This is a genomic window from Bacillus sp. N447-1 (assembly GCF_022701035.1).
In the GTDB taxonomy this organism is placed as follows: domain Bacteria; phylum Bacillota; class Bacilli; order Bacillales; family Bacillaceae_G; genus Bacillus_A; species Bacillus_A cereus.
In genome coordinates this window covers 273,500-297,992 of record NZ_CP065509.1, presented here as the reverse complement: position 1 = coordinate 297,992, position 24,493 = coordinate 273,500, and the positions used below count along the sequence as shown (strand labels likewise).

Here is a 24,493-nt window from a genome sequence, read left to right as displayed (position 1 = left end):
AGTCTTTCCGGAATGAATATTCATTCCTTTAGTTGCACAAATACCCTCTCCTACTCTCATTTTTTAATTCTATTTAGGAATGAATATTCATTCCTGTCCTTATAAAGCTATAGAATCAAATGATTCTAATAGCGTTCCAAGAGCTTTCTTCCAATTCTTTTACTAACTCTTTCGAGTATTCTAATTGCCCTGTTGCAATTACTTTCGTTAATTTTTCTAACGGTTGATATACAATAATAATTAAAGCAACTGGAGGCAATGGACGAAGCAAACCTTTTGCGATTCCATCTTCAATAATATTCATAAAGAAGCCTATAAAATCGTCAAATATTTTCTTACTCTGCTCATCAAGAAAATAACTATCACAGTGAGAATTTGTAAATAAAAAAGCATCCACATTGTTTCTCGCAAATTCAAATAAACGGTTATACGTATGACTAAACTGTTCACGAATATTTGCTTCAACAGGAAAATCCGTTTTTATCATTTCAGAAAGCTGTAACATACTTTTTGAAAATAATGAGTTAACAAGCGCCTCTTTATTTTCAAAATAGCGATAAATAGTACCCGCACCGACATTTGCTTTTTCAGCGATCATTGGAATTGTCGTACCATCGTAACCACGCTCTGCAAAAAGTTGCATCGCAGCATCAAAAATATCCTCTTGTTTGTTTTTAGCCATTTTTTCCACCTCTATTTTCAGGAATGAAAATTCATTCCGTTTTTAATTATAAATTACAGGGAATAAAAGTCAAGTGCGTGACAACGTATAGTTGCGATTCTATTCTCTTGTATGTGAATAAAATTATATCAGCGATTTTCAGGATATATCAACTTACCGACAAAAATTAATACAATGAGATGGAGCTATCCCAAAATTTTGTTCGAAACAACTCCATCTTATATGCAAATTAAAAGAAATCATAAATAAACGACTTGCGCACTGGTACTACATTCTCAAATGCCCGTATTTCCTCTTCGCTTCCGCTAATTAATTCTAATTCATTTAGTTCTAATGGGCGTTTGTATCCAAGCAGTATTGTAGATAGTGCATTTATATCTAGGTTGATCCCTTTATCCATTGGTTCTTCTATAATTGCTATTTCATAATTTGCAAGTCTCACCGATACATTATTCCACGGTGCAAATGAATCTGTAATATGTAAAATGACTTCTTGTTGTACATTGTTCCAGTTTAACTCATACTGTTTTAAGAACTGCTCTACATCTACAATTCTTCCCATAAAATATGGTTTTATTTCTGTTTTCACACGTGGTTCTTGCAATGTATATAACAACTGTTCGTTTTCACTTACTGTCATTTCAAGCTCTTTAATCATAGAATCATGCTGGCAAATAAAATTCCATAGACCATTTCGTGCTTCATTATGCAGTGGAACAAATTCATCTACTGTCATTTTATAGTTTTCTATTTTATATAACATATAGCCGGCTGCAGTTTTATTTTCATCGTAATAAATTGCTAATGTTAAATCCTCATAAACAGCTTGTAACCACCATTTTTCATTGCGAACTAGCATACCAGAAAAACGTTCTGCAAATGTTTCATAAAGCTTCTCGACCTCTTCTGGGTGATTTTCTTTATTGAAACGTTTCACAGTACCATTCACTTGTTTTTTCATAACTAAATCACTCTTTGTCAAATGACATACGAGAAGATTCGCACAAAGTTCCCAGCCGTATTTACGGTAAAATGTAACAGCAAATGGGTGTAACATAGAGACTGTAAAGCCATCTTTTTTCATTGTTTGAAGTGAATGTTGAAGTAGCTCTTTTACATACCCACTTCTTCTGTACTCTGGATACGTCGCTACTCCTGCAACGCCACCCATTTTAAATTTTTCTTTACCTATGTAAATATGAAACGGGATGAGGTGTAGTTTTGCAGCTAAGTCTTTCCCTTCCATAATGCCGTATATTTCATGACTTTCCTTCATTTTTGTAAGTTGCTGCTGTAATCGTTCCTCATCTACTTTATATTGAAAAGCGTATTCTGATAAACGTAATGCTTCTCTGAATTTATCTTCTTTTAATTGTATGACATTCATATAATTCTCCTCCATTCCCTTTTTGAATTGTATCATAATTCTCACTATTATAGTTCGGTAAGTGAAATTACAAGGACGTTTTAACAAAAAAGCAGATACATCACGTATCTGCTTTTCACCCTTTTTATTTAGCTAACTTTTGAAGTTCTTCGAAGAATGTAGGATATGATACACCTACTGCTTCTGCATCTTCAATAATTGTTTTTCCTTCTGCTAGGCAGCCAGCAATTGCAAGCATCATTCCAATACGGTGATCACCATAACTATTTACTGTATTGCCTTTTAGAGCTGATTTTCCGTAAATGATCATACCGTCATCAGTTGCTTCTATTCGAGCTCCTAGTTTCGTTAACTCAGCAACGACTGTATCAATACGGTTTGTTTCTTTTACTTTTAATTCGTGTGCATCTTTAATTACTGTAATTCCTTCTGCTTGCGTTGCCGCTAATGCGATTACAGGAATCTCATCGATTAATCTAGGGATAATATCTCCGCCAATTTCAATTCCTTTTAATGAAGATGTTTCGATTGTAATATTTGCAGCTGGTTCTGATGCCCCTTCGTTAATTAGGTCTACAGTGAACGTAGCACCCATTTTTTCTAAAACATCAATAATACCTGTACGGGTTGGATTCATTCCTACATTTTGTAATACTAGTTTACTATTTGGGATGATTGCACCTGCTACTAAGAAAAATGCTGCTGATGATACGTCACCGGGCACTTGAATGTCTGTTGCTGTTAATTTTTGTCCACCTGACAGCTTCACTGTTTTCCCTTCGCGAGTTACTTTAACACCAAATGCTTCGAGCATTCTTTCCGTATGGTCGCGTGAAATATGTGGTTCTGTAACAGCTGTTACACCTTCTGCACGAAGACCTGCAAGTAAAATAGCTGACTTTACTTGTGCACTTGCAACAGGAGAAATATATTCAATTGCTTTTAAATCTCCGCCACGTATTGTTAACGGTGTAAATGTTCCTTCTTCTCGGCCGTCTATGTTTGCGCCCATTTGTTTTAATGGGTTTGTTACACGCTTCATCGGTCTTTTTGCGATAGATTCATCACCTTGTACGCAAGAGAAAAATGGTGTGTTAGCTAATATACCTGACATTAATCGGATTGTTGTACCAGAATTACCAACATCTAATACAGCTTTCGGTTCTTGTAAACCTTCTAATCCTTTACCAACTACAGTAACCTCATCACCGTTTTGCGTAATTTCTACTCCCATTTCTTTAAAACATGAAATCGTACTTAAACAGTCTGCACCGGGCAAGAAACCTTTAATTGTTGTTTTCCCTTCTGCAATAGAACCGAACATAACAGCACGGTGTGAAATGGATTTATCACCTGGGATTGTAATATTGCCATTCAATCCGTTATTAACAGGTTGTATTGTTCTTTCTTTCACGTTTTTCACCTTCTCATTTAAATTGTTTCATAAGTTTGGTATTCTTCTTCTCCAAGCGCTAGTTTTGCTTTCATACGATCTTCTTCCCTTTGGAAGCTAATACGTAATACCCCAAGCAGTCCTTCACGCGCTTCTAATATTTGCAAGTTCGTAATACTAATTTCCTCGCGCGCCAAAATACTCGTAATATGAGCCAATGCCCCCACCTTATCTAATACATCGACGTATAAGTCGTGATAGGCAGGAATTGCCCCTCTCTTTCTTACTGGTAAAGAATCACGGTATTCTTTCGCATCTGCAAAATAGTTTTGAATCTCGCCTGCATCTCCGGTAGAAACTGTTTTATATAAATCTTCCATTTCAGAGATCCACTCTTTTAATAATACCATTAAATGCTCACGATTTTGCTTTACAATATCACTCCACATTTTCGGACTACTAGATGCGATACGTGTAATGTCTTTAAACCCTCCAGCAGCTAGCTGATGAATGAGCGGATTATCTCCTGCATGTTTCTCTACTTGCTTCACTAAACCTGCAGCGATAAGGTGCGGGAAATGACTAACGATCCCTGTTACATAATCATGTTCTTCTGTATTTAAAACAAGGAAATGTGACCCTGTTCCTTTTAACCAATCTTTTAACTCTTCCACTTGTTCATTTGGCACATGATGCATCGGTGTTAAAATGTAAAATGCATTTTCAAATAAATGCGCTTTTGCACTTTCAACTCCCGTTTTATGAGAACCTGCCATTGGATGTCCACCAATGAAAGATACTTCCTTTGAAAATAAAGTTTCTGCTTCATTCATAATCGTGCCTTTTGTACTACCAACATCAGTCACTATAACATCTTCTCGTAAACGGAATGACGCAAGTTTGTGTAATAGCTTCTTCGTTTCTTCAACTGGAGAAGCAAAAACAATTAAATGTGCCTTTTCACATGCAAGCTGTAAATCAACTGCTATTTCATCTACTACGTGTAATTCTTTTGCACGCTCTACTTGTTCTTGAAATATATCATAACCTGTTATCGTTACATCGTGCTCTTTCTTAATTGCTAATGCGAGAGAGCCTCCGATTAAACCAGTTCCAATTAATACTACCTTTTTACGCATTTTCCTCATCTCGAGACTTTCTTTTTTTATTTTCAAAGTGTTGTTGTAACACTGAAATCACCCCTTCATTTTGCTCCCTTGTTCCGACTGTAATACGGATACCATTCGGGAACGGACGAATAATAAATCCTGCGTGTGCACAAGCTTCATAAATCTCTCCAGCATTCTCAACTGGCAAGAAGATGAAATTTGTTTGCGATGGATAAAATGGAATATCATTTTCCCTACAAAAGCTCTCGTATTGTTGTAATCCTTCTGTATTCACACGAACTATTTCTTCAATAAACTCGTCATCACCAAAAGCAATCGTCGCTGCTTTTTGCGCTAATGAAGATACGTTAAATGGCAAACGAACGACATTTAATTTTTCGATTAACTCTTCCTGTCCAACCGCATATCCAACGCGGAAAGAAGCTAATCCGTACGCTTTAGAAAATGTTCTAAGTACAAGAATATTTTTATGTTTTTCTAAAAGCGGTAATGTCTCTGGGAAATCTTTTGCTGTTACGTATTCATAGTACGCTTCATCAATGACAATTAACGTATTTTCACTAATACCTTCAATGAATTGAGTCAATTTTCGGTCATTCACATATGTGCCTGTTGGATTGTTCGGGTTACAAATCCATACAATTTTTGTATCGTTATCTACTACTGAAGAAATTTCTTCTAAGTCGTATACACCGTTATTTAACGCAATTTCCTTCACTTCGCAACCTTCTATAATGGCATGATGACGATACTGTGGGAATGTTGCACCTGCTGTTACAATGTTATCTCCCGCTCGTAATACGGCGCGGCTTATTATTTGAATGATTTCATCTAAACCACTACCACAAAGTACTTGTTCCATTTTCACATGTAACTTATCTGCGATTGTTTGACGGAGCGTTGTAGCACCTCCGTCAGGATATAAAGCATGTTCCAACCACGATTTTTGCAACTCATCTAAAACACGTGACGAACAGCCGAATGGATTTTCATTCGATGCTAATTTCACAAACGAATGATCTCCGTACACTTCTTTCATTTGTTCTGGTGATTTACCTGGTTTATATGGTTGTAATGATGATAGTTGATCTTTTACTTGCACGTTAAACCCACCTTTTTATTAAAATTCTTTTGCGTAGTTATTGTGTTGCATAATGTTTTGTTTTAATAATTCCATACGATCTTTTCCGAATTGTTCGACTAGTGCATCTGCAAGTTCCCATGCCACAACAGATTCAGCTACTACACCCGCCGCTGGTACTGCGCAACTATCAGATCTTTCAATACTCGCTTGGAATGCTTCTTTCGTATCAATATCAACGCTTGCTAACGGTTTGTATAAAGTAGGAATTGGCTTCATCACGCCTCTTACGATAATTGGCATACCTGTTGTCATACCGCCTTCTAAACCGCCGGCATTATTCGTTCTTCTCGTGTATCCTTTTTCTTCATCCCACAGAATTTCATCATGCACTTTGCTTCCTGGTTGTCGTGCCGCTTCAAAACCTACGCCGATTTCAGCACCTTTAAATGCATTTATACTCATAATTGCACCAGCAAGTTTTGCATCTAATTTACGATCGTAATGGACGTAACTACCGACGCCAATCGGCATACCTTCTGCAATGACTTCCACAATACCACCGATTGAATCTCCACTACTTTTTGCGTTGTCAATCGCATTCATCATTTCTTGCTCTACTTCTTTATCTAAACATCGAACTGGTGAGTTTTCAGTAATTGTTTGAATTTCTTCAATTGATAAGTTTGAAATATGTTTTGCTTTTACTCCACCAATTTCAAGAACATGTCCTGCAATTTCCACGCCTAATTCGCTTAAAATTTGTTTTGCAACTGCACCAGCAGCTACACGAACTGTCGTTTCTCTTGCAGATGACCGCTCTAATACGTTTCTTATATCACGATGACCATATTTAATTGCTCCATTTAAATCTGCATGTCCGGGACGTGGTTTTGTAATTGTACGTTTCATGTCTTTACTTTCTTTTTCCGAAATTGGCTCTGCACCCATTACTTTCGTCCAATGTTTGAAATCATCATTTTTTACAATTAACGTAATCGGTGATCCAAGTGTCATCCCGTGACGAACACCACTTACAATTTCAACTGTATCTGTTTCAATTTGCATACGTCTTCCGCGTCCATGACCTTTTTGTCTTCTTAATAATTCTTTATTAATATGTTCCGCCGTAAGTGTCAAACCTGCTGGTACACCTTCTAAAATAACTGTTAACTGCGGTCCATGTGATTCTCCAGCTGTAATGTATCTCATTTCTCTTGCCCCTTTACTATTTTTTTGTACAAAAAAGTCCCTACTGAGCGCTCAGTAGGGACGATGTTTATCGCGGTACCACCCTAGTTGTAGACTTCTTTCGTCTACCTCTCTTCTTCTTTAACGATCGTTTGACCGTCTTCCCCTCCAAAAGTTGTCGGGAAAGATGCTCCAAGGCTGTAATTCATGCTTACCTTTGTACTGATTCACACCGACCATCAGCTCTCTTTAACAGTGAGATAAGCACTACTGTTTCCTCTTCAACGCATATATGATATGGAATTAAGATAATTTATTTTTGAAACCTTTTAACTCATCCATGAATCTATGGAATTCTGGAATGTCCATTTGTTGTGCAGAATCTGATAATGCAACTGCTGGATCTGGATGAACTTCAGCCATTACTGCATCTGCGCCAATTGCAAGTGCCGCTTTCGCTGTTGGTAATAATAAATCTCTGCGTCCAGTTGAATGTGTTACATCAACGATAACTGGTAAATGTGTTTCTTTCTTTAAAATTGGTACTGCAGAAATGTCTAATGTGTTACGTGTTGCTCTTTCGTATGTGCGGATACCGCGCTCACAAAGAATAATTTGATCGTTACCTTGCGCAATAATGTATTCCGCTGCGTTAATGAACTCATCAATTGTTGCTGCTAATCCACGTTTTAATAATACTGGTTTGTTAACTTTACCTACAGCTCGTAATAAATCGAAGTTTTGCATGTTACGTGCGCCAACTTGAATTACATCAACGTAGTCTAATGCCATTTCAACATCGTTCGGATTTAAAATTTCACTAATAATTGCTAAGTCAAACTCGTCTGCTACTTGACGTAAAATTTGAAGTCCTTCTACTCCTAAACCTTGGAAATCATATGGAGAAGTTCTCGGTTTGAATGCACCACCGCGCATTAATTTTAAGCCTTGGTCTTTCATCGCTTGCCCTACTTGACGAACTTGTTCTAAACTTTCTACTGCACAAGGTCCCATGATGAACGTTTGTGTTCCGTTTCCAATCAATTCACCTTTTACATCAACGATTGTATTTTCTTGTTTCTTTTTACGTGATACTAGTAACGCTTTACGGTTATCATCTTCTTGTAACTCTAAGCTTGCTTTGAAAATCGTTTTGAAAATATGTTGAACTGTTGATGTTTCGAATGGTCCTTCGTTATGCTCTGCGATCATATCAAGTACTTCACGCTCACGTACTGGATCAAAGCGTTTCGTGCCTTGTACTTGCTTTTGCTCTCCAATTTTTTGAACAATTTCACCACGTTTGTTTAAAAGGTGTAATAGTTGTAAATTAATTTCATCTACCTGTTTACGTAATTGATCTAATTCATGATTTGCCATTTGGAAATCCTCCTCTAATGTTTTAAAAGTATAGTAAGAGAATAAAAAATTCTCTATTTTCTGAACTGACTAATTATACAAATTTATAGTGGAATCGATACCTCTTCTTATTTTAAACTAATAATTCGTACACAGACATAAACTACTAGTTAAAAATCCACTTTTTTGTACAAAAAAGCCCTACTGATCCAATCAGTAGGGACGATATTTATCGCGGTACCACCCTAGTTGTAGACTTCTTTCGTCTACCTCTCTTCATTGTTAACGATCATCTGACCGTCTTTCCCTTCATAAAGACAATACTATCTTTACTACGAAAAAGATGCTCTAGGACTGTAATTCGCTCTTGTTTATGTACTGGTTCGCACCAACCACCAGCTCTCTGTTACAGGGAAACAACAACTACTGCTTTTCCTTTCAATGCATGACTATTTAATTTTCAAGTTGGACCACTAAAATACAAAAAGTCCCTACTGAATAAATCAGTAGGGACGATATTTATCGCGGTACCACCCTAGTTGTAGACTAACTTTCCGTCTACCTCTCTTCACTGTTAACGATCAATTGACCGCTTTTTCCTCATAAAGAAAAACTATCTTTATTACGAAAAAGATGCTCCAAGACTGTAATTCATGATTATCCCTGTACTGGTTCACACCAACCACCAGCTCTCTGTTACAGTAAGACTAACCACTACTGTGATCTCTTCATTGCACTTTGTTTATTCAAATGTTTTTGAAATTGAATAAGTATGATTCGTATTATAGAACGCTTTTCAAAACACTGTCAACAACTTTTTATATATTTTTTAAAATTCCACTTTCGTCCTATAATTCTTTTTGTAAATCACCCATTACAATTCCTATGCGAATTATTTCATTTTCTAGTAAATGTAAAACATATCCTCTACTTCATACTGAACTAATAATTCTTTTATTTTTATGATTTCTTTTCAAATAAAACGGCTTCGTGACATGTTTGTAGTAAAATAAAAAACACATTTGCAAATATTTCTTTATGCGCTTTCATACTTTCTTTTTTATGAAGCATTTCAATCAATAACTGCTTCATTTCCTCACCTGCACATTTACCATGTACACTTGAAAATGCACGAGACATAATACATAATCCTTTTTCTAATATTTCATCCATGTATAAAATAATACGTAAAAGCATTATATATTCTCTTGCAGTTATCTCACCCATTTTTGGTCGTTCTCGCAAAAATACACTGAGCCAAGCTGTCCAAAATTTTTGTTGTTCTTTTACACTTAATGTTTTGACGTAATAGCATAAAAACTGCATAAACTTAATTTTATTTTCTTCATTTTCTAGTATGAGTAACGGGTATAACCAATCTGTTTTTTGCTCCCAATATAGTACACATTTAATAAATACAAAGCTAAGCCATTTCAAGAAAGCTTCTCTCGTATGCGGATGTAATACTTCCAAATGTTCTATCGCATACTTAATAAATCGCTTCATTTCTGTAAATAAAGGTAGATTTATTTGCGTGTAACATAAGCCGGCCCATGCATATTCCGTAATCTCATTTTGTTTTTTTAAATCTAAGTATGGTAACAAATATTTTCGGCACCACTGTTTTTCAATATGATATAGGAATGTAATATCTGCTATTAAACGAGCAAACATAAAGTTTGTTCGTTCCGAATTAACTCTTACTTGTTCTTCAAATAAAAATAAATATTCATATACATTACGATCGTATAAATGATCATATGATAACAACTTTAATAATACAGCTGTCATTTTTCCAACTGGATGCTGAATTGATTCATTGTAAAAATCTTGTTTCCCAAGCTTAAAGTCTGTATCACTCTTCATAACTTGAGGAAACACTGAAAAAGCAAATCGTTTTACAACACGTATACTATTCTCTTCTAACTCTTCTAGTCGATTACTAATTTCATATAGAAAACTACTAATTAACCAATGAAAAGCAGTATTTCTAATAAATTTCTGCAATAGCGGAATAATTTTTTGGATTTGCTCATTCGTCAATCCCCGATTATTTCGCCATTCTCTAATACAAACAAACCATACTTCATTACTTATTTCTTGCACTCCTACTAATTGGTATGCAAATGAAATACTCCACTCTGTGTTTAATTTACATGCTTTTGATAACATCTCTAAAAAATGGCGTTGTTCAAAAACACCATCTTGCGAAAATTGCTGAACTTGCTTCATAATTTCAACATCTTTCAGCTGCAATAATCCGTCAGCAGTTACATTACAAGTAATGCTTTGCTCTGTATCCTCTTTCTTTTGTACACTGTATCGTTCAGAATGAAAATGAGGATGCTTTTGCTTCATTAACTCATACCCATTTGCCGTAGATGGGCTATTCGAATCACACTTGAATAATAAGTCTAATACGAGACATGCATCAAATACCCTCTCTTCTGTAAGATGCTTTATTACAGTTCGAGTGACTTCTTCTTTTGTTTTTTCTAAACAATGTGCATAATGCCTTTTTAAAAGTTGAAAAACTTCGTGTTTATAAGTGAAATCTAAAAGAAGTCCTTCATGTAACAACCATTTCATTTTGTCATCTACACGAACAAAAATATTTTTATTCATCGCATCAATTGCAATTCGCTTTTGAAGTACACTATTTGCTTCTATCATTTCTGTAATATAATAATCCGCTTTTTTCTCATTGTTTTCGCATAAATAAGTTAGACACTCTTTTACAATTCGTATTAAAAATGCAAGGTCATTTTGATGAAACTCTTTCTCTACATTTTCCTTATTTCTTTTTTTCAGTGCCGTTTGTCTTAACGACAACATTCTCAATTTTTCTAATCCAATCATCATAATTGGAACAGCATAATAAGCGATATATGGCCTCATCTTTTCGTTCCAAATTTGCTCCACATGAGAAAATGTAGATACTGGTAAGCGACTCGATTCCTCGAGTTCTATTGATTCTTGCGTATCATTTCCCCATTTCCTTACACGTTTCAACTTCAGTTTTCCGTCTAAAATAAAAGTTAGTAACAATAAGGCAATTTCTTTATGCTCAGGAAAAGAACATTTTTGCAGTAACTTAGAAATCTTTTCTATAGAGCTACTATCTTTTTCAGCTGTTTCTAATAAAAGGAGTGTCCACCTTGCAAACAACAACGGGTCCATCTTACTCCTCGTTTCGTTTAAGTAGTTACAAATTGTTCTCCATAATAACGGTGATATTTTAGAATAGTTTTTGTAAATTAATTGAAATAATTCTTTCTGATGACTAAAAAGAAATTGTTCCACTAACCATTCTGCAAGTAATTCATCTACTTCATTATAGTTTGGCGTAAGCATAAACAAATTTTGTAATTTACCTTCTGCTTCTAACCATTCGACCCATTCATAATCATGAGCAAATTCCACAAAGTAACGTACTGTTTCAATTTTTTTAATTGATTGCTTTATGTATGATAATTGTTCCTGTTCTACTGACGGGGGAACCGTTACAATATCCCGAATACGCATTCTTTTCGTAATATAATTATCACCCATTAATTCAGCCCAGCGTTTTACCGCTTTTACAAGGGATTGATGATTATTCACCTTATTCGGATACACAATTGGTCTTATCCCTAAATGTTCCCAGTGGTATGTATTTTCTCCTTGTGCGACAAAAGCAAATCGTCTTGTACTTGGTGGTAAACCAGTTGCTAAATATTTCATTACTGGGTCATTATGACTATATCCAACGAATAAAACGGTGTAATTTGAGAATAGATCAACTAAAAATCTTCTTGCCCACCCTTCTGTTAAGTAAGCCCTTCCAAAATCACCGTCTGTTAAAATTAAAGCCTCTTTCTCCTGTTCTACATTACCATGTATGTAAGCAAGACCTTTAAAAGCTCTCCCAGTCGGTAAAGCTGGAGCGTAATAAACATTGATATCTCTATTTATTTCTTTAATTGCAGTTGTAAAATGTTGATCAAAATTTGTTGTTACAATGCGGATATCTGTATCTAAAGGAAATAACCTTGGAATTGCATAATGCAATGGATTCGGTTTTGATTTCTCTATATGAACGAGATCTCTTGCGACTTGATGTACATCTTTTGTTTTCGCAATTTTACCAAGATAATAATCATGTGGCTCTGTTATTTCACGTTTTTCGACATATAACGTTTTTGCAATTTCATCAACTAAATCATCAAAATTCGGTAAGTTTGATTTCCCTTTCATAGAAACTCCCGCTCCAACAAATAACACTAACTTTCCTTGCTCAAGGTGATCAATTAACTCATCTGGAATTTCTACTTCTGAAGTAATCCACATTTTGGATTCCCCCTTACCTAAAAATGTCATACACTCTCATTTTACTATAACATTTTTTCATTGTTTTTATAATATTTAGACTAAATTCCGAACATGAAAAAGTTTTATGTAAATAAATCCGTTACAATGTATGAACTCCAGAATTTATTGAAAAACTATGTATAAATCGGAGGTGTAAATTTTGAATGATTTCACAGTAGTGCTTATCAAGTTTATATCGTGCATTATCGCATTTAGTATTGGGCTTGCTTTATTTTTCCCTGCAACGTTTGTTCAAATTATTTCATTCAGTCTCTTTGTTACAATCGTATCCTACATGTTCGTTGATAAAATTATTTTAAATCGAATTGGCAATACTGGTGCCATTATGTCGGATTTCTTATTAACATATTTAAGCGTATGGATTTTCGGTAATATTTTATTAGACAACTATATGCAAATTGCATGGGGCAGTATCCTTTCTGCCATCGTCTTCACTTTATCTGAAGTAATCGTTCATCGCTTCTCTAACTCTCATACAAGGCACAACAATGATAACATTCGTATTAATCGCCGCTTTGCATATGGTACAGAGTTTGCTGAAGAACAAAATATATTGGATAAAGATAAGAAAAAGTAACGTTTTAATGCAGGAGCGCCCTTTTTAATTATGTGGTGCTCCTTTTTTGTATTTTTTCATTATGGTACGTGAAATTATATAAGTGATTATTTCAAAATACCGACTTACTAACAATATTTGACGCTATTTTTTCTAATAAAAAACTGCCTCTTATTTAGAGGCAGCCACTTTTAAGTCTTTTACTGCAACAACATCCGCAAACGCTCCCAATACTGCGTTATGATGTTTCACAATATCTTCAGCACGTAACACTTCTGTATTAAATGTACTATGCGCATCACTCACTAACGTTACTTTATACCCTTCACTACATGCTCTGCGCGTTGTCGTATCTACACAATACTCTGTTTGCATTCCCGAAAGAATAACGTGTTCAATTTCTTTCTCTTGTAACACTTCGCTTAAGTTTGTATTATGGAATGAATCTGGAGTCGTCTTTTCAACTATATTATCTCCTTCTTGCGGAGCGATGGCCGCATGGATTCGCCATCCATCCGTACCTTTTTCTAACGGATGGTCTTTAGGACCGTTATGTTGGATATAAATAACTGGAATATCATTTGAACGACATTCCCTAATAAGCTCTTGCAATGTTTGTAAAAACTTTCCCCCATTATGTACTGGCATTCCAGCTGTATACATACCCGCTTGCACATCAATTACGATTAATGCTTTTTTCATTTCACACATCCCCCTTTATTTGTATAAGCCATTATTATTGTTTATATTCCATCATCCAACAATCTTCTAATTTCCCCTCATGCAACTCATGTTCCTTTAAAATCTTTACTTTTTTAAATCCACTTTTTTCATAACACTTTATTGCTCGTTCATTATTTACTTTCGGATCCATTGCAATTGCTTCTGCTCCCATTTCACCCATAATATATGTAATTGCTGCCTGAACGAGTTTTGTTCCAATTCCCTTTCCCCAATAGGCTGGTTCACCGATAAATTGGTCCATACCCCATACATTTTGCGATTCTTTATAGCCATATAACGCTTTCCACTCTGAATCCACTGGGTACATTTGTATGTAACCAATCGGAATGGTATCAAATTCTATTAAACATCTTTTTTCATTACTGTTTGGACTATGTATAAAATGATCAAGCACCTTTTCTACAGATTGCGGATTATCTCGTCCTTCGTAATACCGCAGGACTGCTGGGTCCGTTAACCATTTAGAAATGATAGATGCATCATCTTCCATTACGTATCTAATCAATAAACCTTCTTTTTGAAAAAGCATATTATACCTCTATTATTTCTTTATATTTTTTCTTGCTGTTACATCTTTCATTGCACCTACTAATGCATATGGTAGTAATGTAATCACAAAAAATGCTGTAAATACGTTAAATTGCGGGATTGTATAGAGTGTGAACCATTCAGTGAAAAATTGAGAATTTAATATTCTATTAAAAAACTCTCCGCCTGGCCTAAAGTTTGGCGCCCACGCAGTGATTTCACACAAAATAAAGTGAAACTTTAATCAGTGGGGGTTTTGTTCATCCCCCACTGATTATTAGTTGAACCAATCGGGCTTTTACGGGCAGTTGATCCCCCCACCTAACTTCTTCGCTTTCGCTGAATTTTGAGGTGGGGGTCTTACTGCCCTTTAATGCGGGGTAAACAGTAACTGAACAATAAAAAATGCGCCTAGATAACGAAACCAAGTCCGTTTCCATATAGGTTGTGCATTTTTTAATATATCTCCCATCTTACCCCCTCCTTAAATATCCATCATATTAATTATACACTTTCCTCACTTTATTTGTTAAAATTTTCTATATAATTAATGCTGTTGGGGGGAAATACATTATGTCTAATCCTATACTTACATCCACTTTAATCATTCTTAGAGGAAACTCCTCAAGTGGTAAAACAACGATTGCAAAACAACTACAAGAACATTTCGGACAAGGAACACTTTTAGTATCACAGGATGTTGTACGTAGAGATATGCTTAGAGTACACGACACAATGGGTAATTTATCACATGATTTACTATTTGAAATTACGAAGTACGGAAAAGGAAAATGTGAATTTGTTATTTTAGAAGGTATATTGAACAGTCATAGGTATGGTGAGATGTTAAAAGAATTAATTCGTTATTTTGATGAAAATGCATTTGCATATTACTTTGATTTATCATTAGAGGAAACTATTAGACGACATAACACAAGAGACAAACGACATGAATTTGGTGAGGATTCCCTACAAAAATGGTATAATCCGCACGATACTATTAAGGTTGCCACAGAAACTATTTTTACAGATAACTTTACGCAAAAAGATATATTTGATGCAATTCTTAATGATGTTGCGATCGAAAAACAAGCCTAACATAATATGTTAGGCTTGTTATGTATTTTGTATTTCAGTTTTTATAATTAAACAATCTATACATAAATAATAGTATATATTCATTTCCCCAAACTGGAAATCAACTACTGAAATAAGTCCACGTTCCTCAATATCTTGAGTAATTGTAGCAACATATTTCATCTCTTTCGCACAAGTTGGACACGCCAAATCCTTTGGAAGATCATCATATAATGGTACGTCTAATAATCTACATACATATTCAGAACCGAACAAGTCAAAAGCTTCCCAGTAACTATCTTCATCTGTAGGTATATCTTCATTTTTCATATTTATAAGCTTTACCGTTGTTTTTGGTAATGAAGCTGGTAACTTAATTACAGATTTAGTAATAAGCCCTTTAAAAATCCTATTATCCTTCTACTAACAAAATAAAAGCCAGCCTCAATAAAGAGAACTGACTTCTATTTGGATAATTATTGTTATTATAAAATTTTCACTTTAACAGTTTGTCTTCCCCAATTCATAGCTTTACTTTTTGAACCCATTAAAACATCAATACGATTACCTTTAATTGCACTTCCAGTATCACCAGCGATCGCTTCTCCATAGCCTTCTACCCATACTTTAGATCCTAATGGGATTACTTTCGGGTCAACTGCGATAATTCTCATATTCGGATTTGCCGTTAAATCATGCCCCATCGCAGTTAAAACGCGTCCACCATATGTACCATTTTCACTTGGATCAGCAGTATACGCTGTCGCTACTACCGTTAATTCACGTTTAGCAGACTGTATGTTGTTTTTAGATGCTTCTTTCGCTCTCTCTTCTTCTTTAGCCTTTGCTATTTCTTGCGCTTTCTCTTCTTCTTTAGCTTTTGCTATTTCTCTTACTTTTTCTTCTTCTTTAGCCTTTGCTATTTCTTGCGCTTTTTCTTCTTCTTTAGCCTTTGCTATTTCTCTTACTCTCTCTTCCTCTTTAGCCTTTGCTATTTCTCTTGCTTTCTCTTCTTCTTTAGCTTTTGCTATTTCTCTTGCTTTCTCTTCTTCTTTAACTTTTGCTATTTCTCTTGCTTTCTCTTCTTCTTTAGCTTTTCCTATTTCTCTTGCTTTCTCTTCTTCTTTAGCTTTTGCTATTTCTCTTGCTTTCTCTTCTTCTTTAGCTTTTGCTATTTCTTGCGCTTTCTCTTCTTCTTTAGCTTTTGCTATTTCTTGTGCTTTCTCTTCTTCTTTAGCTTTTACTATTTCTCTTGCTTTCTCTTCTTCTTTAGCTTTTGCTATTTCTTGCGCTTTTTCTTCTTCTTTAGCCTTTGCTATTTCTTGCACTTTCTCTTCTTCTTTGATTTTTGCCTCTTCTTTAGGCTTTACTATTTCTTGCGCTTTTTCTTCTTCTTTAACTTTTACTTCTTCTTTGACTTTTGCCTCTTCTTTAGGTTTTACTATTTCTTGCGCTTTCAGTTCTTCTTTAACTTTTACTACTTTTGCCTCTTCTTTAGGCTTTACTATTTCTTGTGCTTTCGTTGTTTCTTTCGCTTTTGCTACTTTCTGCGTCTTTATTTCTTTCTTTTCTTTAACTGATTTTTGTACTTTCGCTACTTGCTTCGTTTTCTCTTCAGTTTTCTTTTCAGTTGGTGCTGTACTTGATAGGAAAGAAACGTTTGCATAAGCAGTTTTTCCTTTATACTCAAATTGCAGCCATCCGTCTTTTACTTGATGCGTTGATTCAATTACATCATCTTTTTTTAGTCTGCCAAGAATTTCTGAATCTGTGTTTGCTTCAGTACGTACATTTAACAAATTCGCCGTTACATGATATACATCTTTTGTAAACTCCGAACTTACAAACACTTCTTTACCATTCAACTCAATTTTTGACCAGCCATCTTCGGTATTTATGACTTTTAACTCTTGCCCATTCTTTACTTTTTCAACCACTTTTGATTCTGTAGTCGGTTTTTCACGTACGTTAAGTACATCTGCTGTTACGATTGTTTCTGCGGTAGCAGTTGTGGTAAACGCTCCTAATCCAAAAACAGTTGCTGTTGCTGCGCCAATTACTTTTTTCATATTAGCCTCCATTAAATTTTTTTGAATTTTATCAAATGCCTCCGTAAAATTGTATAATTTTACATAATATCAAAACATTTGCAACAGTATATTAATATTGTTTAATATACTGTTATTAAAACTCCTTACTCCAATACTATCAAATTCTCATTTCTAATTCTATATATTATAAATCTCCTTATCTTTTATAAAAGCTCCATGCCCTTCTTCACACTAAATAGTTGTGGCAATTCCCGCCAAAAATAAACTTACGATTGCTAAAATTTGAGTAGCGACAATAGCCCCTCTTAAATGAAACTTATAATCTTTATATCCTTTCATACCTTCCGTACTAGGAATCACAACAAACCTTGGAGTAATCCAGCAAAAAATTAGCCAATCAATTATAAGTAAATCTACTAAATTGAAAATCATTAAAATACCAAAAGTGTGTAAATAGGCATCCATATACATTAACTTTTCATGCTTATGTAGTATATATGTAGAAATGAAAGGAGTACCGAAAAGAATAGTATTATATACAATATTAAAATAAATGGTTTGCTTTTTTCATGAATCGATTTTGGAAAAACTACTTTTTGAATATCTTTCGGATAATCAGTTAACGAAAGTCGAGGATTATAATATAAGGACCCTAAAATCATTACGGATAGTACAATAGACATGATGACACCAACGTACATCATTTGCTTAAATTGATTCATATGCTTCATTCACCCTTTTCTGTAATTACTATGATGGTCATTCACTTAATTACATATTGTATGTACGTACATAATCAAAAATTAACAACTAGCTTTAATAGCGAAGCAAAATTGTTGCAATGCAAATGCAAATTTAATACAGTGGAAGCCTAATTGATACAGATAGGATTGGTGAAACCTATGAAAATTGAACATATTGCAATTTGGGTAAATGACTTAGAATGTATGCGTGATTTTTATATGAAATACTTTAATGGTAAAGCAAACTCTTTATATCATAATAAAACGAAACAATTTGAATCTTATTTTATTACGTTCGAATCTGGAGCAAGACTTGAACTTATGCGTAAAAAAGGGATTGAAAATAAGCCTAATTTAAACATAACTGGCTATGCTCATATGGCTTTTTCTGTCGGTAGTGAAGAACGTGTGAATGAACTGACAAAGGTGATAAAAGATGCTGGTTATCCTTTATTAAATGGACCACGTTTTACTGGAGATGGCTATTATGAAAGTGTAATAGGCGATCCAGAAGGCAATCAAATAGAAATTACGATTTAACTTACCCTTTTCCACCACCTCCGTATTTTTCCACAGATTAGGCGGTGCTGTTGTTGAGGTGCCAAATGAGGCAACTGCTTACTTTTACCGAAAAGCACTATCAAACATGCCAATATTCGCTACTTGGGAACAGCCAGAAGGTTCTGGTGGAAGTATTCGATGGGTTGAAGACTTCCGCTTAGCAATGCTTCCATTTACAAAAGGTGTCTATGTTAATACTCCTGACCTATCCATTAAAAATTGGCCAGATGCATACTTCAGTTGCAACTTTGACCGATTAATGGAAGTAAAAGCGGAATACTTTGCGAAAAATGTCTTTAACTTTCCGCAAAGTATTCCGCTTTTTTAACTGTTTAAATATTTTTTCAAACTGCTAAATAAACATTCATTTTATATTGTTTATTTAGCAGTTTAGTATAAAGACTCTTTTGTTTACATAATAATATTAAGGATTATAAGATATTACTCTTTTACTTCTCTTTTTACTTATAATTACTCTTCCTATATTAAAAGCAAAAGCGATAAAAAGATAATACTACCCATTAGAAACACTTCATTATAACTACGAATAATTCCTTGCTTATATTTCTCCTTTAGTTGTTTGTAAATCTTGCTCTCCTCATCAGTTTTTAATACTATCTGTTGTTTTTTATTTATTGCTTGCAATACTTTTTCCCTTTCTAAATTTGACAAATCACTTTTTTTAATCACCGTCACTACTTCCCTATTTATCTTCTCTTTTTCAACTAACAACTGATGATTCAGAAACATCACCAGTATTGCTACCCCAACAATACTTCCAACTGTTCTAGAAATATTACATATACTTGCAGCAACACCTGACTTTTCAATCGGTACACTTAAAACTGCTGTTGTTGTATACGGTGCTAATGTGCACCCAGTTCCAATCCCAACGATTATTAATCGCCAAATATAATCCCATGTAGTAAAATTTGAATCTATTTGACTAAATAAATATGATGCTACGATAAATGTTAATAGCCCTATACTACCTACTAATGAGCTTCCCCGATTTGCTGCAATTGGTGTTACGATTACTGTAACAAGCATTGAAACAATCGCTAGTGTGCTAATTATTAAACCTGACTGTAATTCAGACATACCTTCTACTTGAACGAAATAAAAAGCAAGTATAAACAAAAAGTTCATTAATCCCATTCCAACAAAGAATAAAGAAAAATTCGAGATTGAAAACTCTTTATTTGTGAATAACTTTAATGGCAACATTGGATTTTCACTTTTCTTTTCAATGATAAAAAATAATATAAAACCTATGAGTGAGAGCATAAAAAGAAATATTAAGCCTATTGTGCTTAAATGGTTTATATTTACTTGTATGAGTGCATATACAAGTAAGCATAGTGCAGATGCTGAAGTAATCATACCTGCCCAATCTATTTTAGAGCTTGCAGCATGATCATAGGATTCCTTAATACAAAGAATCACGAAGATGAAAGATAATATACCAACTGGAACATTAATAAAAAACACCCAGCTCCAATTCAATTTGTCAGTTAAAATGCCTCCAAGTGAAGGGCCAATTGCCGCTGCTAATCCCCCAAAAGCTCCCATGATGCCTCCTATCATACCTTGTTTCTCTCTCGGTACTAAATTAAGACCTAGCGGCATAGCAACTGGTACGATAACTGCTGCGGAAATTCCTTGTATTATCCTAAAAGCTACTAATGTATGAAAAGAAGTGGCTATACCACACATAAACGAACTAATAGAAAATCCCAATAAACCAATAATATATAGCTTCTTGCGACCAAACTGATCCGCCAGACGTGCTGCAATTAATAAACACGATACAAAGGCAACATTATAAGTATTAGCAACCCAAGAAATTGTATCAATTGAAGTATGAAATGTCTTTGTCATTTCTGGTAATGTGATATTCACAATATTTGAATCTAAAATCGCCATAAAAAATCCTGCAATTAAAGCTATTAATGCAAATTTATTCCTCATTTCTGCCACCCTTATTCGTTTTATTGATTTAAAATGCCACTCACAAATAAACTTACACATGTCTCTATATACTCTTCTAATTGAATTTCTTCTTCCGATATACTTACATTCATAATGTATAAAAACAATTGTCCATAAAACATATTCGCTATCAAACGGTAATTACAGGTAGAAATGTGTCCCTTCTCACCAAGTTGCTTTAAATATTTTTCTAAGTGATTCACTAGATGTGAATTCAACTCATGTAGTAATGCTTTCATCTCACTATTTTGTCTTGATTCTATTAATGCAGCCCAAATATAATTTAGCTTTGGTAAATTGGTTTGAATATATGTTTCCGCCACTTTCGTAAGGTCCTTATGTAAATCACCAGTAAATTGCTCTTCTATTTCCTCTAGCAAAGCAACTGGTGTCGTCCGTAAAATAATACTCTCCCTAAAAAGATTTTCCTTATTTTTAAAATTACGGAATATCGTTAATTCGCTTACTCCTGCTTTTTCTGCCACTTCACGAATGGTTGTCGCTGTATACCCCTTTTCCCCGAATAATAAAGTAGCAGCTTCCATAACTTTTTCTCGTGCTGTTAATTTCCCCATCTATATTCCTCCATTCAATATGTAAGTAAGTAATTACTAACATATTATCACAAAAGAAAAATGAAAGTAACTAGTTACTTTCATTTTCTGGAATTTCATTATCTAATTTCTTGAAAATAAAAATTTCTCAAATATTAACAAATCGTCTCATTTCCAATCTTCCAGCTAAACCATCTCCCGTGCCCTTCTGTTTCTCCAACCGTTTCACGATATTCGTTTCCGTTAATATAATAATCAATATGAAGGTCACGATCCCACATGTTGTTATACAGGTGGAATACATCACGTTTTGCGCCAATTTCTTGTATTTGTTTTTCTAACTTATGTTTTACTTGTTCTGGTATTTGATTTGCAACATGTGTATGGAAAATACAAATAACAGCTTCTTCACTTATTTGTTCAATAATAGATGATAATAGCTCTACACCGTCTCCTTCTATTAATTGGACAGATTCATTTTTCACTAAAGATGCAGCTTGATCAAACATCTCAAGCCTTTCTTTATGTTCTGGCCAAATTAAAGCACGTAACCATAAATAATCTTCCTTATTATGTAAATCATTCACATGTAAGTCCAGTCCAATTCTTTCTACGACAGATGGGCTTTCTTTTAGAAAATGCGGCACATTCGTCCCTCTTATTTCAGAAGTTACATGCACATTTGAATTTATATTTCCGTACATTTCATCCGTCCCGTACGAATAACTATATTGGTCCCAGAACAGTTGCAACCCAGAACTTGTCCCAATTTCAATTAACGCTAACGGCTTCTTCACTTTGTTAAATATGTAGCAGAAACTTGGGTATAAGTATGCGCACCGTCTTACTTCATTTGTTTGAACGAGTTTCGTTTGTAACAAAGTAATGATTTCTTCTCGGTACTCTTTACAGAAATCTTTAAAATGATTAAAAGCTTTATCTAAATTTGTATCAGCATTTTCAACTAAACTACTATAATACGTTTTTAAATGATGTTCTTTCCCTGCTAGCAATAAATAATGTACTGCACCTAATAGTAAGTTTGGGACTGGTTGACCTACCTGAGCATAGGACGATAGTGTAAGTACTTCCTCATCTTCAGCAATTTTCATTGATAAATATTCATATAAATCACTTGACCCTTTACATTCCTTTATTGAAAAGTTTCGAAATAAGTTTGAAATTTGTTCTTTTGTACACACTAGAGTCCCTCCTTTTTATTTTTCAGAATAATCTTACCATTACAGAAAGAATAATTCCATAAAAAGGTACTCGATTTAGTCCCTTAAGGATACGTAAGCTTTTTCGAGATAATTTCAAACTGTAATTTTTTTCTATTTATCACCTTAAAAGAGCTTGTTAAATAAGATTTTTAGCGAATAAAACGTTAAATAGTTTAAAATTATCAGATAACACTAGATATTTTAGTCTATTAATTATTATAATAGAGTATGAGATGGTTATATAATTGAGACAAAAAAGGTATACACCTAGGTGGGGCCTAGGCGGTGTTTCTCTTTTACGGCTTAGACATAGAAAACACCTACACTTTTTTGCCAATATAGGGGATGGAGAGATTATCATGAGCAACATGCAGCAAAAAACAGACGTTATCTTAATTGGTGCAGGAATTATGAGTGCAACATTAGGCTCATTACTAAAAGAATTAGCACCAGAATGGGAAATTAAAGTTTTTGAAAAACTCGCAAGTGCCGGGGAAGAAAGCTCTAACGAATGGAATAATGCAGGTACAGGGCATTCTGCGCTATGCGAACTGAACTATACTTCCGAAAAAGCTGACGGATCTATAGATATTAGTAAGGCTGTAAAAGTGAATGAGCAATTCCAGCTTTCAAGACAATTTTGGGCATATCTTGTAAAGAGCAAATTAATTCGTAATCCACAAGATTTTATTATGCCACTACCTCATATGAGTTTAGTACAAGGGGAAAAAAATGTTGAGTTTCTAAAAAACCGTTTTGAAGCGCTTTCAAAAAATCCACTGTTTCAAGGAATGGAATTTTCTGATGCTCCTGAAACATTAAAAAAATGGCTTCCACTCATTATGGAAGGCCGCACATCTAATGAACCGATGGCGGCAACGAAGATTGACTCTGGAACAGATGTTAACTTCGGTGCATTAACACGTATGTTGTTTGATTACTTAAAAACAAAAAATGTCGAGCTAAACTACAAGCATAGTGTCGAAAATATTAAGCGCACGAAAAATGGTTTGTGGGAAGTAAAAGTACACGATATGAATAGTGGTAAAATTGAGCATCATACTGCTAAATTCGTCTTTATTGGCGGCGGTGGCGGTAGCCTACCTCTACTTCAAAAGACTGGTATCCCTGAATCAAAACATATCGGTGGATTCCCGGTAAGTGGACTATTTATGGTATGTAAAAACCAAAAAGTTGTAGAGCAACATCATGCGAAAGTGTACGGTAAAGCTAAGGTTGGTGCTCCGCCAATGTCTGTACCTCATCTAGATACGAGATATATAGACAATAAAAAAGCTTTACTGTTTGGACCATTCGCAGGCTTCTCACCTAAATTCTTAAAAACAGGTTCAAATCTTGACTTAATCGGTTCTGTAAAACCGAATAACGTCTTAACGATGTTAGCCGCTGGTGTAAAAGAAATGGGACTTACAAAATACTTAATTCAGCAAGTTATGTTATCACATGAAAAACGTATGGAAGAATTACGCGAATTCATTCCGAACGCGAAAAGTGAAGATTGGGATATTGTAGTTGCTGGGCAACGTGTACAAGTAATTAAAGATACTGATGCTGGTGGTAAAGGGACACTTCAATTTGGTACAGAAGTAGTAAGTGCAGCTGACGGCTCAATCGCCGCATTACTAGGCGCATCACCAGGTGCTTCTACTGCTGTTCACGTCATGCTTGAAGTATTAGAAAAATGTTTCCCAAGCCGCATGGTAGAATGGGAAGAAAAAATAAAAGAAATGATTCCTTCATATGGCATTTCACTAACTGAAAATCCAAGATTGTTCCAAGATCTTCACACTTCTACTGGTCGTACACTTGGATTAAACGAAAAAGAAACTGTTCATAATTAATGAAGAAA

The 24,493-nt window shown here is 34.6% G+C and carries 19 protein-coding genes, 4 pseudogenes and 3 other annotated features; of the genes and pseudogenes, 5 read left to right on the top strand and 18 right to left on the bottom strand.

All coding sequences use genetic code 11. The annotated features are described in order from the left end of the window. Positions 1 to 115: 115 nt before the first annotated feature. The 8 genes and pseudogenes from IQ781_RS01400 to IQ781_RS01365 form a co-directional block, all read right to left on the bottom strand. Complete coding sequence (locus IQ781_RS01400; protein ID WP_001107309.1) at positions 116 to 682, bottom strand: TetR/AcrR family transcriptional regulator; 567 nt, start codon at positions 680 to 682, stop codon at positions 116 to 118. Between the two features lie 229 nt (positions 683 to 911). Further along, positions 912 to 2,069 carry a GNAT family N-acetyltransferase gene (locus tag IQ781_RS01395; RefSeq protein WP_139846745.1) on the bottom strand — a complete coding sequence of 386 codons (1,158 nt, stop codon included), beginning with the start codon at positions 2,067 to 2,069 and terminating at the stop codon, positions 912 to 914. A 124-nt stretch (positions 2,070 to 2,193) separates the two neighbouring features. After that, positions 2,194 to 3,483 (bottom strand): 3-phosphoshikimate 1-carboxyvinyltransferase, encoded by a 1,290-nt coding sequence (gene aroA / locus IQ781_RS01390; RefSeq protein ID WP_000664631.1) that lies wholly within the window; start codon positions 3,481 to 3,483, stop codon positions 2,194 to 2,196. Positions 3,484 to 3,500: 17 nt separating this feature from the next. Beyond that, complete coding sequence (gene tyrA, locus IQ781_RS01385; RefSeq protein ID WP_088054272.1) at positions 3,501 to 4,601, bottom strand: prephenate dehydrogenase; 1,101 nt, start codon at positions 4,599 to 4,601, stop codon at positions 3,501 to 3,503. After that, positions 4,594 to 5,694, bottom strand: a complete 1,101-nt coding sequence (gene hisC / locus IQ781_RS01380; RefSeq protein ID WP_001197280.1) for a histidinol-phosphate transaminase — start codon at positions 5,692 to 5,694, stop codon at positions 4,594 to 4,596. The genes tyrA and hisC overlap by 8 nt, the downstream gene beginning before the upstream one ends. A gap of 18 nt (positions 5,695 to 5,712) precedes the next feature. Next, positions 5,713 to 6,885, bottom strand: a complete 1,173-nt coding sequence (gene aroC, locus IQ781_RS01375) for a chorismate synthase (protein ID WP_001269425.1) — start codon at positions 6,883 to 6,885, stop codon at positions 5,713 to 5,715. A gap of 53 nt (positions 6,886 to 6,938) precedes the next feature. Then, positions 6,939 to 7,158: a binding site (T-box leader), on the bottom strand. A gap of 9 nt (positions 7,159 to 7,167) precedes the next feature. Further along, entirely contained in the window at positions 7,168 to 8,244 is a 1,077-nt protein-coding gene (locus tag IQ781_RS01370; RefSeq protein WP_001273575.1) for a bifunctional 3-deoxy-7-phosphoheptulonate synthase/chorismate mutase, read from the bottom strand. A 194-nt stretch (positions 8,245 to 8,438) separates the two neighbouring features. Next, positions 8,439 to 8,674, bottom strand: a binding site (T-box leader). A 54-nt stretch (positions 8,675 to 8,728) separates the two neighbouring features. Further along, positions 8,729 to 8,964, bottom strand: a binding site (T-box leader). A gap of 107 nt (positions 8,965 to 9,071) precedes the next feature. Next, positions 9,072 to 12,552 (bottom strand): annotated as a pseudogene (locus IQ781_RS01365) (DUF4020 domain-containing protein). A 181-nt stretch (positions 12,553 to 12,733) separates the two neighbouring features. Here IQ781_RS01365 and IQ781_RS01360 point away from each other — a divergent pair. Continuing rightward, on the top strand, positions 12,734 to 13,171 hold the full coding sequence (locus tag IQ781_RS01360; protein ID WP_000997702.1) for a YndM family protein: 438 nt from the start codon (positions 12,734 to 12,736) through the stop codon (positions 13,169 to 13,171). Between the two features lie 150 nt (positions 13,172 to 13,321). Here IQ781_RS01360 and IQ781_RS01355 read toward each other — a convergent pair whose 3' ends face one another. The 4 genes and pseudogenes from IQ781_RS01355 to IQ781_RS01340 form a co-directional block, all read right to left on the bottom strand. Beyond that, a complete protein-coding gene (locus IQ781_RS01355) occupies positions 13,322 to 13,852 on the bottom strand; it encodes a cysteine hydrolase family protein (RefSeq protein ID WP_000709538.1) in 531 nt (176 codons plus the stop codon). A gap of 34 nt (positions 13,853 to 13,886) precedes the next feature. After that, positions 13,887 to 14,423: a GNAT family N-acetyltransferase gene (locus IQ781_RS01350; protein ID WP_000898772.1), complete on the bottom strand. Its 537-nt coding sequence runs from the start codon at positions 14,421 to 14,423 to the stop codon at positions 13,887 to 13,889. Between the two features lie 12 nt (positions 14,424 to 14,435). After that, positions 14,436 to 14,654, bottom strand: a pseudogene (locus IQ781_RS01345) (YfzA family protein); the annotation flags it as partial. Between the two features lie 138 nt (positions 14,655 to 14,792). After that, positions 14,793 to 14,894: a YfzA family protein gene (locus IQ781_RS01340; RefSeq protein WP_000502345.1), complete on the bottom strand. Its 102-nt coding sequence runs from the start codon at positions 14,892 to 14,894 to the stop codon at positions 14,793 to 14,795. A 101-nt stretch (positions 14,895 to 14,995) separates the two neighbouring features. Here IQ781_RS01340 and IQ781_RS01335 point away from each other — a divergent pair, with 101 nt between their 5' ends. Further along, positions 14,996 to 15,520: a kinase gene (locus tag IQ781_RS01335; protein ID WP_000070150.1), complete on the top strand. Its 525-nt coding sequence runs from the start codon at positions 14,996 to 14,998 to the stop codon at positions 15,518 to 15,520. Between the two features lie 18 nt (positions 15,521 to 15,538). On the opposite strand, the pseudogene IQ781_RS01330 reads toward IQ781_RS01335, so the two are convergent. The 3 genes and pseudogenes from IQ781_RS01330 to IQ781_RS01315 form a co-directional block, all read right to left on the bottom strand. Continuing rightward, positions 15,539 to 15,874 (bottom strand): annotated as a pseudogene (locus IQ781_RS01330) (hypothetical protein); the annotation flags it as partial. Positions 15,875 to 15,984: 110 nt separating this feature from the next. Then, positions 15,985 to 17,568 carry a cell wall-binding protein EntB gene (entB, locus tag IQ781_RS28135; protein ID WP_282093700.1) on the bottom strand — a complete coding sequence of 528 codons (1,584 nt, stop codon included), beginning with the start codon at positions 17,566 to 17,568 and terminating at the stop codon, positions 15,985 to 15,987. A 213-nt stretch (positions 17,569 to 17,781) separates the two neighbouring features. After that, a pseudogene (locus tag IQ781_RS01315) lies at positions 17,782 to 18,272 on the bottom strand (nitroreductase). A gap of 180 nt (positions 18,273 to 18,452) precedes the next feature. Between IQ781_RS01315 and IQ781_RS01310 the strand changes: the two are divergent. Both IQ781_RS01310 and IQ781_RS01305 read left to right on the top strand, forming a co-directional pair. Further along, on the top strand, positions 18,453 to 18,833 hold the full coding sequence (locus tag IQ781_RS01310; protein ID WP_000687534.1) for a VOC family protein: 381 nt from the start codon (positions 18,453 to 18,455) through the stop codon (positions 18,831 to 18,833). A gap of 58 nt (positions 18,834 to 18,891) precedes the next feature. Further along, complete coding sequence (locus IQ781_RS01305) at positions 18,892 to 19,182, top strand: BBE domain-containing protein (protein ID WP_002183659.1); 291 nt, start codon at positions 18,892 to 18,894, stop codon at positions 19,180 to 19,182. Positions 19,183 to 19,334: 152 nt separating this feature from the next. On the opposite strand, the gene IQ781_RS01300 is transcribed toward IQ781_RS01305, so the two are convergent. From IQ781_RS01300 to IQ781_RS01290, 3 genes are all read right to left on the bottom strand, one after another. Further along, positions 19,335 to 20,825, bottom strand: a complete 1,491-nt coding sequence (locus IQ781_RS01300) for an MFS transporter (RefSeq protein WP_242808213.1) — start codon at positions 20,823 to 20,825, stop codon at positions 19,335 to 19,337. Positions 20,826 to 20,845: 20 nt separating this feature from the next. Further along, positions 20,846 to 21,421, bottom strand: a complete 576-nt coding sequence (locus IQ781_RS01295; protein WP_000517411.1) for a TetR/AcrR family transcriptional regulator — start codon at positions 21,419 to 21,421, stop codon at positions 20,846 to 20,848. Positions 21,422 to 21,555: 134 nt separating this feature from the next. Further along, a complete protein-coding gene (locus IQ781_RS01290; protein WP_000337440.1) occupies positions 21,556 to 22,602 on the bottom strand; it encodes a DUF2332 domain-containing protein in 1,047 nt (348 codons plus the stop codon). A gap of 380 nt (positions 22,603 to 22,982) precedes the next feature. Here IQ781_RS01290 and IQ781_RS01285 point away from each other — a divergent pair, with 380 nt between their 5' ends. Then, positions 22,983 to 24,485, top strand: coding sequence for a malate:quinone oxidoreductase (locus IQ781_RS01285; protein WP_000069138.1), 1,503 nt, complete (start codon positions 22,983 to 22,985; stop codon positions 24,483 to 24,485). Positions 24,486 to 24,493: the final 8 nt, after the last annotated feature.